Here is a 12950-nt window from a genome sequence, read left to right as displayed (position 1 = left end):
GTTGATTTGCGGCGGCGACATCACCAGGGGCCGGGTATAGATATTTTCGGGGGGAGCGCGAACTGCAGCAGCTAAACATCTCGTTGCGAAACACCACTGCGCCCTTGGCCGTGGCGATATTTTCCCCCCACCTTGAACGGCGCACGGTCGACCTGTCTCGGGAGCTCGCGGTTGGTCAGCATATCCTCGCCGAACTGGCGGCTGCCACGAACCCAATCGCTGGAAGGTGCTGAGTCGCTCGATGTTCCGGGCTTCATCGACGCCTATGATGTCGCGGCGGGTGAGGGAAGAAAGCAAATGATCGACCTGCTGTCTCGTGCTGTCGGCGCGATTATTTTGTCGCGTGCCTGCCCGGATGATTTCGCGCTGGCGGATGAGGTCCTTGAGATGTGCCGCGCTGAAATGTTTGCGCCGTTGCCGGTCGATGAAGTGGAAGCGGTTTAGAAGGGCGGCTCAGTCGAAGTGTGGTTTTCGGTGGAACTTCGATTTTGATACTCGGAGCCGACATTCAACTTTGGGTCAAAGGCTGCGGTTCATGAATGGCTACTTTGGGCCGCTTTTTGCCTGTCGCGAGTGGCAGAAAACGGCCAATGGGGGACACGCACGACTATGCTTCTCGATCAAGACTAACCCTATCACTAGTGTCATCGTATTAACTGCTTAGGACCAAGCGACCAGAGGCTATCCTTTCATCGACCCCATCACCTGTCACCCATACGTAGGGCTACCCATGAGTACCGAAGCGAGAAATCATCACTACGTCCCACAGGCGTACCTGCGTGCTTTCACTGAATCAGGATCAAAGAAGTCAAAATTCACGGTCTATGAAGTGGCGACCGGTAATAGGTTTGAAACTATACCCAGAAATGTGTGCGCTGTAAGAGACTTTAATCGTGTAGCTATTCCTGGAATGCCACCAAACATAGTCGAAACAGAAATGGCAAAATTTGAGGAGCTCATAGTTCCGGCAGTGAAAGAAATTGAATGTACAAATCAGTTCGATGGTGATGCAAGAAACTCAATTTTAAATCTTGTCGCCTTGCTTGCAGTTCGCCATCCCGACCGCAGGGAGAGTATGCGTAAAGCTCATGCTCGGACCGCCGAAATAATAATGAGCATGACTCTTGATAAGCGCGATACTTATGACCGAACAATCGCCAAAGCTATTGCTGAGGGAAAAATGAAAGAGGGCGGACCTGGATACGAAAAAGTCAAAGACTTCTTCGATAGAGGTGACTACGACATTGAGGTTTGCACGGAGCACCATCTAAAAATGGAAGCTACAATGCACGAGACTGCTTTACAGTTGCTTGCTCAGAGGAACTGGATGCTCTATCGGGCAAATCCAACTGCCGGGCACTACATCACAAGTGACTTTCCTGTAGCACTTACTTGGCGAAATCCTGATAAAATCCCTCCTTTCTACAGAAGTAGTCCCGGTTTTGGAATGATCGATACAGAAGTCGTTTTTCCATTAACCAAAGGCCTCGTGCTAGTTGGAACATTCGACGGCCACAATGGCTATGAAGTAGCTTGCCCCGAATTGATAGCGGCGGTGAACTCCCGAGTTATGTCCTATAGCAGTCGACAAATTTACTCGTCAAAACGTCATTTTCCTGCACTTGCCCACAACACGGAAATCGTTAACGGTGCGGACCTACTTCGAAAACGTGACAAGTAATTTGAGCCAACGTACCCCGATGGGACGGCACTGGTGAATCGCCTCTGGTCTCGTAGGCACCTGTGGATGCCCACCGTTGGTCTGCTCTTGCCCGTACTGACCCGCAGAGAGCGGCCAAAAGCAGGCATTGAGTTAAGAAAATATTGAGCCGTCGAACGATGATTCTTGCGGGGGCATTGTCACGTGTCGCTTAGTTGATATGGACCGATGCTGACTCTGCGCTCCCGACGGGTAACATGCTTCTCTAGTCCAGCTTGGCGCTCATGCTTGTAGTCGAAGTAACTATCAATGGCTGCGATAAACTCGTTATTCTGAAAAGGCCACGCGTCGTCATTATCGAGGCCCCCGGTAACGAGAATGTCTGCAGTGAAGTTGGGGCCAATGGTTTCGAAGGCTAGGACCACGACGATGCTACAGGCATCATGTACCTCCTGAACAACCGCAGCTAGCATCTGTGCAGTCTCAAAACCAAGACGTATACCTTCAGCTCTCAGCTTGACCTTTTCATCAATACGTCTTTTAGTTAAATGGACGTAGTTGGACGAATTCACCCAAGCAAGCCGGGTTGCATCTACGAATTTTTCGCGTTTATCCGCAAGCATACGAAGCGGCAGATCGCGTATATGGTCGACGTTCTGCTTTTTAACTCCCTTTCCTTTGAAAAAGGCAAGTCGTGCTTCCACATCACCGTCTGAGGCAACTTCGTCAACAAAAGCTGTATTTACGGCCACTTCAAGCATATATCTCAGCTCACGTCGTGCCGAATTCAAAGCGCCATTCTCTATCGCCACCTGAGCGGCTACGGCTGCCTCACCGATATCGTCTTTATGTCTTGGAAAAAGATAGCGCTCTGCATACACAGGCCATCGAGTAGCAGCAAATTCACAGACCTGAAATGTTTTGTGCAGCCCCTCGATCGTGCGGCGAAGGTACGCTAGTGATTTTTGATATTCCGATGATTGCCGTACGTTTTCGTGGTCCCTCTGCAAGTGATGAAGTTCCTCCTGGTCAGCCTGTAGGGTTGCTGTAATAGGGTCATCTTGCGGGGACATGCTTTTCTCCTCTGGTTGTCGTCAGTTTAGCCTGCGCCATGACTGGGTGCATCGGGTCGAAAGCGACCTCCTAGAAATGTCCGCTGTTGGCCGAAAGTGGTCGGTCACGACTGGAAGCTTCGGGCCAGTAGCGGCCATTCGCTTAATTGAGTTTCAACCGCCTTCAGCCAGGACTATGGCGACGTAATGAAACCCAATTGCGGATCAAGTGACGTTGTCAGGACGGGGTGTTGCCCGGACGATTACAGCCTTGGAGCCAGATTTCACCATAAAACCACTAATCCCCTGGCAGCAGTGATTCAAATGCACTTTTAAGGCAAATTAAGTCATTTCCAGACCTACCTGGCTCACTCCTCACTCTTTAAAGTGCAGCGATTATTCAACTATCGGTGTCTTTTATGAATCTATGGTTTCGGCTTCTGTTCATGCTACTCCGCCGACCGTGGCGCAACCCCGCAGAAGCTCTGGGGTCAACCGTCATCCGAATGCGCGTATGGCCTCTAGATCTTGACTTCAATCGACACGTCACCAATGGCCGATATTTCACACTCGCCGATGTCGGACGTATGGATTTCGTTCTGCGTAGTGGTGCGTATCGAGTGGCTATTAGAGCGAAAGCGCTACCCATCGTAGGGGACACCTGGGGTAAATTTCGTCGTGAGCTTAGGCTGTTTGAAACGTTTGAAGTCCACACCAGAATGCTGGGCTGGGACGACAAATGGAGCTTTATGGAACATCGGTTTCTGAGCAAAGGACGGGTGATCGGAGTTGTAGTCATGCGGGGTCTATTTCGCTCATCTAAAGGGATTATTCCACCAGGCGAATTTGTTCGGGAGTTGGGATTACTCGAAAAGTCGCCAGCGATGCCGCAATGGCTGACATCGTGGTCGGCTAGCTGCGATGCGATGAGTGGCCAACTCAGAGAAGAAGAAAGCATCAGCGATCAGCAGTCCAGCTAACCTGCTGGTGTTAAGAGCCCCCACTCAGTGAGTCGCCCCGAGTTTCGTAGACGCCTTCATGCCTCAATGGAGGTCGTCTGAACCAATGAGGACAGTCCGCTTTTGGCCGATTTCTGCCTGTTAGCGATCACTCCGTCGTCATCATCACCGCCAGCGTCATCTTGCTGAACCTTTCGTTCTGGTCGATCACTTCCAAGGCGCCGCGCACCCTGTCGGGCTATGGCGACCAAGGACTAGTCGCACTGGCGGCGTGCCAGGTCAATGTAAGGAAATTTTCGCGTTGAGGCTGAAGGGCTGCAATCGACCCAAGCGGACGCTCAAACTGTTTGAAAAAAAACGCATTCCGCCATCGTAATTGACAGCAATTGCGATGCAGCGTCCGATTAGGGCTCCATAGTTGGCTATAGGGTGTACCATCAAGCCCTGTCCATCAGATATTAGTCAGTCATGTCCACGCTAAGCGAAGAGAGCCGTCAGATCGTAGCTTCTCTGGCGCACCGTGTTGGTCCTAATGTTGACACTGCAAGGATCGCTCAGGCGATAGTTTCCACTTTGCAGGATATGAACGCGGCCCTTACGCCAATCATCGGCCAGCAAGGGGTTGTCGCGCTATACCGCCGCAGTCTCCATCTGTGCGTCTCCGTACATCCACGGTTGGCCGACACCTATGACAGTGTGCAGGCTGCGCTGGATCTGAATGCCCTCAAGTCAGTACTCGTTGAACAAAGCGAAACCGATGCACTGTTTTTCGGTGAAGTATTGTTGACTACTTTCTACGAGCTGCTGACCACGCTGATCGGGCCCTCGCTCACCGCACGATTGCTTCGTGATGTGTGGGAACCTTCTTTGAGTGACACCCCCTCGCAGGAAAATTCGCCATGAGCACCAAAGTGACTATCAACCGCCTGGCTACCGGCGTGCCAGGTTTGGACGAGGTGCTGGGCGGAGGTTTGCCGGAATTTTCGTTCAACCTGATTGCCGGCCCGCCTGGCTGCGGCAAGACCACCCTGGCACATCAAATGATGTTTGCCCTGGCGACGCCCGAGCGTCCGGCGCTGTTCTTTACGGTGCTGGGTGAACCGCCGCTGAAGATGCTGCGTTATCAGCAACAGTTCGATTTTTTCGACAGCGAAGCGATCAACCACTCGGTCCGCTATATCAACCTGGCGGACGATACGCTGGCGGGTGATCTGGACGAAGTGCTGCGCCGGATCGTCAACGAGGTAGAGACGCATTCACCGGCGCTGGTGTTTGTCGACTCGTTCCGTTCGGTGGTGCTGGCCAGCCAGACCCAGGACAACCCCAACAACAATCTGCCGCAGTTCGTTCAGCAGTTGGGCATGTTGATGACCACTTGGCAGGCAACAACCTTCCTGATCGGCGAATACTTCAACGAAACCGACACCAACCCGATTTTCACCGTGGCCGATGGCCTGATCTGGCTGCGCCAGAGTGTTCAGCGCAACTCCATGGTGCGCAAGATGGAAATCATGAAGATGCGCGGCCAGCCGACCCTGCCCGGGTTGCACACCTTCCGCATCGCCACCTCTGGCATCAAGATTTTTGCGCCGGCTGTACTCAGCCCTGTTGAAGCGCCGCTGGAATATCCGCTCCAGCGCCTGAAAATGGGCGTGCCGCAGCTCGACGAGATGCTGGGTGGCGGTCTGCCTCGGGGGTACTCATTGCTGGTGGCCGGGCCGTCGGGGTCGGGTAAAAGCATTTTGGCGTCCTCCTTCCTTGCGGAAGGTGCGCGCAATGGCGAAACCGGCGTGATCGCGGTGTTCGAGCAACGGCCTAATCACTCGCAGAACGCTACCCTCGCTACGTTGATTAATAACGGTCAGGTCGGCCTCGTGGATAGCCGTACCCCTGATTTGTCCATTGATGAAATCGTGCATTTGCTGTTGAGCGAAATTAGCCGGTTGAAAGCGACCCGCGTGGTCATCGATTCGTTGTCGGGGTTCGAGCTGGCCCTGGCACCGACGTTCCGCGAAGATTTCCGCGAATCGCTGTCGCGTATGGTCACTGCCCTGACCAGCGTCGGCGTCAGTGTGCTGATGACGTCGGAGCTGGAAGATCGTTATACCGATCTGCGTTTCAGTCCTTACGGCACGGCCTTTCTCACCGACGCCATCATTGTCCAGCGCTATATTGAGGTGGAAAGCCGTCTGTTGCGCATCATGGCCGTCGTCAAAGTACGGGCGAGCGCTCATTCGGATGAACTGCGCCTGTACCGGATCGACGATCACGGATTACAGATTGGCGAAATGCTGTCGGACCAGGAAGGCCTGCTCGGCGGACGACCTACCAGACGGCATTTGGGCAAAGATGACAGGTGAATAAACCATCATGAATGAGGCCAATGGCAAGAACGAGCAAGCGCTGGCCACCGCCGCTCGTGAACTGTTCCTGCTTGGCCAGAAGACTGTCGAGGCGCGCGCAGTGCTTGCGGCGCTGCATAAAGAGCTGAACGACGCCAACACCCTGCTCGCCGATAACCACCAGGTCGAGCAACTGATTGAGGCCAATCAGCAACTGGTGCTGGCGATCCTGTTGGCGCAGTCCGATGCGGAAACACCAAAGCGCACACAGGAAGAGCAACGGCTGTACCTGGAAATGCGCGAAGCCAATGAGCAATTGGTGATCGCCGCGCTCAGCGCGCAACACTTGCAAGCGGCTGCTGAACTGGCGCTGGAACAGCAACGCAAAGTCCTGACGGTGGTGGCCCACGAGCTGCGCAATCCCCTGACGCCCATCAGCATGATTGCCGGTCGACTGGTGCGGGTGCCCAGTGAGGAATTGCCGCGCATGCAGAAGCTGATCGAAGGTCAGGTGCAGCACATGTCTCGATTGGTGGAGGATTTACTCGACGTTGCCCGCGCCAGCACCGGCAAGTTTCATCTCGATTGCAGCCTTGTCGATATGACGCAGATCATTCATGAGTCGATAGACATCTGTGCCCCCGTCATGATTGCTCACCAGTTGCATTTCAGCGCAGAACTGCCTGACTGCGCGTTGATGGTGAACGGCGATCCTGTGCGGCTGACTCAGATTCTCGGCAACTTGCTGGGCAATGCCGCCAAGTACACCCCGGCGGGCGGCGCTGTCAGCCTTTCAGTCACTGCCGAAGACGGTGTGTTGGTCATAAGCATTCGCGATACCGGCATCGGTATTACCGCCAAGGCACTGCCGTTCATCTTTGAGCCCTTTGTGCAAGACGTCCACGCGGTGGGGTTTAACGGGGCAGGCCTGGGTATTGGTCTGACGGTGGTTCGAGAGTTGATCGAGGCCCATGGCGGCACAGTCACCGGCCAAAGCGTCGGAGATGGCAAGGGGAGCGAGTTTGTGGTGACGTTACCGTTGGTCAGCCATTAACTTCTCATTGGCGCCATTTGGCTGAGAACCGAAAAACTGGAGGTTTGGCATTTGGAGACTCAATTTCCACAGTTTTTTTGCAAGTTTACTTCTGTGGTTGCAGAGCAAGGGCTGTCCCGGGAACTTAATGGGTAGAGCTCATCGCGAAGGTAAGGCGCTTTGATTGAGAGCCTGATTGATCAGCCATTTGAGCCTAACAATTTTGCCATGAAAGAAAACCCCTTCATCGTTCTACACTTATGTCTTTGTATCATATGGATCGCGACAGTCATCTCGGTGGTCGATTGGCTCAGTCCTGTAACACGTTGATCGAAACCACCTGGCTCCCTCAGTTGAATTTTCCCAGCTACAAATGACTCCTGTTGGCCGACCTCTGCCGGTCACGAAAGGCGGGAGTCGGCCAAAAAGCGGTCTGTTGCAAATGTTCGTTCTCGTACTTCGCAGCAGACCCGCATGGCAGTATTACCCGCTGAACGCGAAGGGCGATCAGGTCCGCGCCGCATGAAAGGTGATCGCGTAGCCATCGGGATCCCTGGCCACAAAGAAGCGACCGAGTTCTGTATTCCCAACAGGAATCCAATATATAAAATTAATGAATTTTTATTATCGCTTTTTATGACCTAAGTTGATTCAAGGACATGGAGAACCGCCTTGAAATCATTACTACTCAACTCAGCTGAAAAGTTTGATAACACACGGGCCAATGAGTACGGACGACAGAGCCGTATCGCACTGGCAGGTTATGACGCCTGTCAGGACTTGGCGGCGTGCATGCTCGCGGCAAGCCTTGGCAATATGGGCTCGGCAAAAATACTGGTAGTCGGTGCTGGCGGTACGGCGCAGGAGATCATCGCGATGGCCGCGCTTGAGCCGGGCTGGCGCTTCACCGCCGTTGATCCATCTGGGCCGATGCTTGAAACCGCGAAACAGCAGTTAGCCGTGAACAACGTGCTTGAAAGAACGGACCTGCATCTTGGGCACGTTGAAGACTTGGCGGCCGATGAGTCCTACGACGCAGCCACTTTGATCGGTGTACTCCATCATCTCGATGGGGATGATGCCAAAGAACAAATTTTACGATCCATTCGGTCTCGTCTGAAACCGGGAGCTCCGCTGATTGTCGCCGGCAATCAATATGCCTATGCCAGCCAGCCGTTACTCCTCGCTGCCTGGGGGCAACGCTGGCGGCAGCACGGAGCCAGCCCGGACGAAGTGAAAGTCAAGCTGGGTAAAATTCTTCAAGGCGCTGACCCTCCACATTCTGAGGCGGCGGTTCAGAAGCTGTTACATGACGCGGGTTTCGGGGACGCTACCCGTTTTTTCAGCAGCCTGTTCTGGGGTGCCTGGTTGACGTGTAAAACAGTCTGAACAGCAATGGGAGGAGGCGGTTTCTGGCCAATTGCTACCTGCCATTCATCCCTCACCTGTTCATCATATCGCCATGATGTGCGTCGCCTTCCATCGCGTCCTCCGGCATCTTGGCGACGACTTGCTGAACGGAAAAAGGGGACGGATTTATTTTACAGAAATAAAATCTGTCCCCCTTTTTCAATGATCCAGCCGGAGTCACCCCTTGGTCAGATCAACCAACGGCGTCTGCCGCACCTCAGTCTCCCGCCCACCCTGAATCTCGCTCACCTGCTTCAAGGCCTTATCCACCGCCGCCTTATCCGCCAATAAGCTGTAGCTGATGCGGAATTGCTTGTGTTCCTTCGGCCCAATGGTCGGTACCAGGTTCAGTGGCCGCTGATAACGGCGGTTGTAGGAAAAACTTGTCCCCGGCTCCAGCCCCGTGACATAGCCCTGGCCTTGGGTATCGGTGTTTTTCCATAGGGAAAACACGGGCAGTGTCTGAGTGTTGAAACCGACCGAAACACCCAGGCTGCCGGCCTTGTTATGCAACACGGTCAACGTATCGCCCTTGGCATCGGCATACGGCACCACGTTGTAAACCGTTTCGTCGTAGTCCTTGGTCGGTGCGCGGTAGGTTTGCCAGTCGGGCAGATCGCCCTTGGCCTTGTCGTTGAACGGCGACACCTGTTTCACCGGCGCGGCGAAACGAGCGCCCTGTTCCAGGAACGGGGTGCTGAAATTACTGTGATACAGCGCCTGGTATTCCTTCGGATAGTCACCGTTGTTGGTCAGGGTGTCGTTGAGGGCGAACACGACGCTGCCGGGTTCGGTGACCAGTTCGGTCGCGACGGAGAAGTCGACCTTCTTGAACGCCTGCTCTTTCAGTTCGCCGCGCAGGGTGATGGCGTACGGTGGTTTTTCATCGATGTGCAGGGTGACTTTGTTCGCAGGAATGTTGGCGGCCCGACCGTGCAGGGTCAGCAGTTCGCCATTGTCGACGCCGGGGTGACCGACCCATTCGTATCCGCAGCGGGTGACCAGCTCATTGAAACCTTCCAGCCAGCCCAGACCACCGCGGCCATTGAGTTCGATAAAGGACGGATTGACCACTTCCTTGACCGGCGAATCCCAGCCCATGCGCACATTTCCGACCGAGGCCTGCAAGACGTTCATTCCTCGAGTCGGCACTACCGAGAGTTTCATCGTGCCATTATCGATATCGACGATGCTGACGCCCTCCTGCCGACCGCCGTGCAAGGTGCGCAGGGTGACACTGAAGGGTTTGTCGGTTTGTACGCCGAGTTGCTGGCTGGTGATCTGCCAGTTCTGGGCGGCTTTGTCGGTGTCGAGCAGAACGTAATCCCAGGCCATGGCGTGGGAGGCAGCGGACAGTGCGCTGAGGGCAACAAAGAGTTTAAGCGGAATCATGGCAGCAGCCTTTCTTGGAGTTGTGCCATTTTTATAGACTTGATGAAACGTTTCAGCAAGCTTAAAAATCAACAAAACATCGGCAAACGACTAGAAAGATTTGGGACGAATCGGAAAATTGAGTCGATGCCATGGCGAGCAAGCGCTTTCCCTCATGGTTCCAAACATGACGTCCGGGCGACCCGCGTCATATTCGTTGAAGATCAGCGCCCTGGGCCGGCAGTGCCCAGGGCAGGATGCCTTCTTGGCGTTCACACGTTCGGTATGTGCTGCGGGCAAGATGAGGGCTTAGTGAACCATCACCTCGTCCAGTGCCTGCTCGAGGGTGCTGACCGTACGCTCGATATTGTGCAGCTTCTCGAGCCCGAACAGTCCGATGCGGAAGGTCTGGAAGTCGGCCGGCTCGTCGCATTGCAACGGCACTCCGGCAGCGATCTGCAGGCCGTGGTCGGCAAATTTCTTGCCGCTCTTGATGTCGGCATCATCGGTGTAGCTCACCACTACGCCAGGGGCCTGAAAGCCGGCTGCGGCCACGCTTTTGATGCCTTTGCCGGTCAACATGGCGCGCACCCGATCGCCCAGCGCCTGTTGTTCGCCGCGGATCTTCTCGAAACCGTAGGCTTGCGTCTCTTTCATCACTTCGTTAAATCGCGCGAGGGAATCGCTGGGCATGGTCGCATGGTAGGCATGTCCGCCCTGTTCGTAGGCCTGCATGATCTGAAGCCACTTTTTCAGGTCGCAGGCGAAGCTGCTGCTCTGCGTCTGTTCGATGCGCTCGAGGGCTAAGGAACTGAACATCACCAGGGCGCAGCAAGGGGAGGCGCTCCAGCCTTTCTGCGGTGCGCTGATCAGCAGGTCGACTGCGCATTTGTGCATATCAACCCAAAGCGTGCCTGAGGCGATGCAGTCCAGCACGAACAGGCCACCCACCGCATGCACGGCGTCGCCGACGGCCCGCAGATAGTCGTCTGGCAGGATAATCCCTGATGAGGTTTCAACGTGGGGGGCGAAGACAATCTGCGGCTTCTGCGTCTCAATGGCTGCCAGCACTTCGTCCAGAGGGGGTGGGGCATAGGCAGCCTGGCGACCCGTGTCGACCGGTCGGGCTTTCAGCACTGTGGTGGCCGCCGGGATGTTGCCCATCTCCAGGATCTGGCTCCAGCGATAACTGAACCAGCCGTTGCGTATCACCAGGCATTGCTGGCCGGTGGCAAACTGTCGCGCCACCGCCTCCATGCCGAACGTGCCGCTGCCCGGGACCACCGCAACAGCCTGGGCGTTGTAGACCTGTTTCAGGGTCCTGGAAATGTTCTTCATCACGCCTTGAAATGACTGCGACATGTGGTTGAGCGAGCGGTCGGTATAGACCACTGAGTACTCGACCAGCCCCTCGGGATCGATACTGGGATAGAGCTTTGACATGGATGACTCCTTTGGCAGAGATATCAGTGGTATCGACCCTGCCCTAAGCCCTGGCAAATGACAAGATTGCTCGGGATTGAATGGCGACTTCTCACTCAGGAAAATGCAGCTTCTACAAATGCCTCTAAAGCCTTGTCTTCCAGGATTTCGATAGAGAAGTGTCCGAAGCGCTTGGGCAACCAGATAATGCGTGTCCCGGACGGGGATTGCAGGTTCGCACGGGCCAATGGCTTTCCGTTTTCGTCTTCTGGCTGAACACCGGCGACCACCAGTTCGTCGTAGGCCTTCTCGATGTCCGGCGTCGAATAGCAGTGGCGATAAATCATCCCTTCTCCCGAGGCGTCCAATAGCTCCCTCAGGTTCCCCGCCAATGGCTGTACCAACATGAAACGCTCTTGACCGATCAGCGCAATCGCGTAGCGCACGTGCAGACCATCTCGTTCCCAAACGAGCGTTTTGGAGATCCTGGCATTGAGTATCCGTGCGTAGTAAGCACAGGCCTCTTCGAGATTATTGACCAGTACATCTACGTGACTGAACTTCAGATCCATTGCAGCCTTCCTGTTGAACCGACGTCCATGGTAAGCCGGACCCGCTCAGAGTTCGATGGATTTCATGAAGCTGTATTGTTGATGTAGAAGTGCGCCAATCCGGCGATAAACCAGCGTTCAAACTGAGGTCACCGAGGGGCTGTCCATCGCTGGAGGCGAATCAAGTGACTGTCCGCTTCTGGCCGATTGCTACCCGCAATTCATCCCTCACCTGTTCATCATCTCGCCATGATGTGCGTCGCCCTCCATCGCGTCCTTGCCATGGTCGGAAAGCTGGGCGTCAAACCACTGGTGGAGCGCCGCTATCAAGGCTGGATCGGAGGTCTTGAAGAGCAATTGGGCGCCGCCTTCAATGTCGCTGTAGTCGATCTCGATTTGTCCGGGCTGGGCGGCTTTCAGTTCCGCTAGGCCGGGCATGTCCTGGCCATGGATGTGTGCCGGGCCTGAAAAATCACCTTTGAGAAACCAGCAGGCGCGTGAACGCCGCGACGCCCACAGGCGGCATACCGGATCAATCACTCAGTGTATCGGCCCAGGCGGGACTGCTGGAATCATGCGCCACCCTTCGGGGCACTGGCGCACATTCGGGTAGTAGCCTCGGGCGGAATCGCAGTAGTACCAGTTGGCGGCGGGTGGAGGGGCGGGTGGCGCTATGGCCGTAGAGCCGGGAGGCGGGGCAACCATCACTGGTGGTGGGCTGGCCTGGTAGTAGTACACCGGGGGGGCCGGATAGTAATAAACCGGGTAGGCGGGGTAGTAATACGGGTTAAAGACGTGCGCAGCTTCCCAGCCCAGGCCCAAACCAATGCCCAGGCCCCACCATCCGGCATCCCCGCCATGACCGCCATGTCCACCGCCATGGGGCCCGGCATTGGCCGGTAGCGCGAAACTGGTGGCCAGCAGGATGATGCCTGCCAACAAGCACCGGCTGATCAGGCTTGATTTGTTCATTTGGGTTCATCTCGACACCGAGGGGTCAATTCGAGAATAGGAGCCGGCAGGGTGGGGCATCTGATCCACATCAGTAAACGGATAGACAAGAGAGCAAGGGGATGGATGGTCAATCGCGACCTCCCTTCGATCGCTGACATCAAGGCCTTATTCAGGATGGGACACAGGCCGATTCTCA

Annotated in this window: 12 protein-coding genes and 1 pseudogene; 7 read left to right on the top strand and 6 right to left on the bottom strand. The window is 55.2% G+C overall.

Annotated features, from left to right (window positions below):
* Window positions 1-213: 213 nt before the first annotated feature.
* Window positions 214-444, top strand: a pseudogene (locus GQ39_RS12650) (TetR/AcrR family transcriptional regulator); the annotation flags it as partial.
* A gap of 286 nt (window positions 445-730) precedes the next feature.
* Window positions 731-1681 carry a DUF4238 domain-containing protein gene (locus tag GQ39_RS12645; RefSeq protein WP_081997903.1) on the top strand — a complete coding sequence of 317 codons (951 nt, stop codon included), beginning with the start codon at window positions 731-733 and terminating at the stop codon, window positions 1679-1681.
* A 179-nt stretch (window positions 1682-1860) separates the two neighbouring features.
* Here the strand turns inward: GQ39_RS12645 and GQ39_RS12640 are convergent, their stop codons facing one another.
* Window positions 1861-2733 carry a hypothetical protein gene (locus tag GQ39_RS12640; protein ID WP_047530253.1) on the bottom strand — a complete coding sequence of 291 codons (873 nt, stop codon included), beginning with the start codon at window positions 2731-2733 and terminating at the stop codon, window positions 1861-1863.
* A 398-nt stretch (window positions 2734-3131) separates the two neighbouring features.
* On the opposite strand from GQ39_RS12640, the gene GQ39_RS12635 reads away from it, so the two are divergent.
* The 5 genes from GQ39_RS12635 to GQ39_RS12615 all read left to right on the top strand — a co-directional run bounded on the left by GQ39_RS12635 (window position 3132) and on the right by GQ39_RS12615 (window position 8435).
* Entirely contained in the window at window positions 3132-3692 is a 561-nt protein-coding gene (locus GQ39_RS12635) for a thioesterase family protein (RefSeq protein ID WP_047530252.1), read from the top strand.
* A gap of 447 nt (window positions 3693-4139) precedes the next feature.
* On the top strand, window positions 4140-4574 hold the full coding sequence (locus tag GQ39_RS12630; protein WP_047530251.1) for a hypothetical protein: 435 nt from the start codon (window positions 4140-4142) through the stop codon (window positions 4572-4574).
* The gene (locus GQ39_RS12625) at window positions 4571-6031 is read left to right on the top strand and encodes an ATPase domain-containing protein (RefSeq protein ID WP_047530250.1); all 1461 of its coding nucleotides are present in this window, start codon (window positions 4571-4573) and stop codon (window positions 6029-6031) included. The genes GQ39_RS12630 and GQ39_RS12625 overlap by 4 nt, the downstream gene beginning before the upstream one ends.
* 10 nt (window positions 6032-6041) lie before the next feature.
* Window positions 6042-7067 (top strand): sensor histidine kinase, encoded by a 1026-nt coding sequence (locus tag GQ39_RS12620; RefSeq protein ID WP_047530248.1) that lies wholly within the window; start codon window positions 6042-6044, stop codon window positions 7065-7067.
* A 651-nt stretch (window positions 7068-7718) separates the two neighbouring features.
* Window positions 7719-8435 carry a class I SAM-dependent methyltransferase gene (locus tag GQ39_RS12615; protein WP_047530246.1) on the top strand — a complete coding sequence of 239 codons (717 nt, stop codon included), beginning with the start codon at window positions 7719-7721 and terminating at the stop codon, window positions 8433-8435.
* Window positions 8436-8633: 198 nt separating this feature from the next.
* On the opposite strand, the gene GQ39_RS12610 is transcribed toward GQ39_RS12615, so the two are convergent.
* The 5 genes from GQ39_RS12610 to GQ39_RS12590 form a co-directional block, all read right to left on the bottom strand.
* Complete coding sequence (locus GQ39_RS12610) at window positions 8634-9848, bottom strand: aldose 1-epimerase family protein (protein ID WP_047530245.1); 1215 nt, start codon at window positions 9846-9848, stop codon at window positions 8634-8636.
* Window positions 9849-10136: 288 nt separating this feature from the next.
* Entirely contained in the window at window positions 10137-11270 is a 1134-nt protein-coding gene (locus GQ39_RS12605) for an aminotransferase class V-fold PLP-dependent enzyme (RefSeq protein WP_047530243.1), read from the bottom strand.
* 95 nt (window positions 11271-11365) lie between these two features.
* Complete coding sequence (locus GQ39_RS12600) at window positions 11366-11821, bottom strand: VOC family protein (RefSeq protein WP_047530242.1); 456 nt, start codon at window positions 11819-11821, stop codon at window positions 11366-11368.
* 207 nt (window positions 11822-12028) lie between these two features.
* A complete protein-coding gene (locus GQ39_RS12595) occupies window positions 12029-12340 on the bottom strand; it encodes a hypothetical protein (RefSeq protein ID WP_177329327.1) in 312 nt (103 codons plus the stop codon).
* Window positions 12341-12772, bottom strand: a complete 432-nt coding sequence (locus tag GQ39_RS12590) for a hypothetical protein (RefSeq protein WP_047530240.1) — start codon at window positions 12770-12772, stop codon at window positions 12341-12343. It abuts the gene before it with no gap.
* Between the last annotated feature and the right edge of the window lie 178 nt (window positions 12773-12950).

The sequence above is a fragment of the Pseudomonas sp. 11/12A genome (assembly GCF_000800055.1).
Classification (GTDB): domain Bacteria; phylum Pseudomonadota; class Gammaproteobacteria; order Pseudomonadales; family Pseudomonadaceae; genus Aquipseudomonas; species Aquipseudomonas mohnii.
This window is presented reverse-complemented; position numbering and strand designations above follow the sequence as displayed.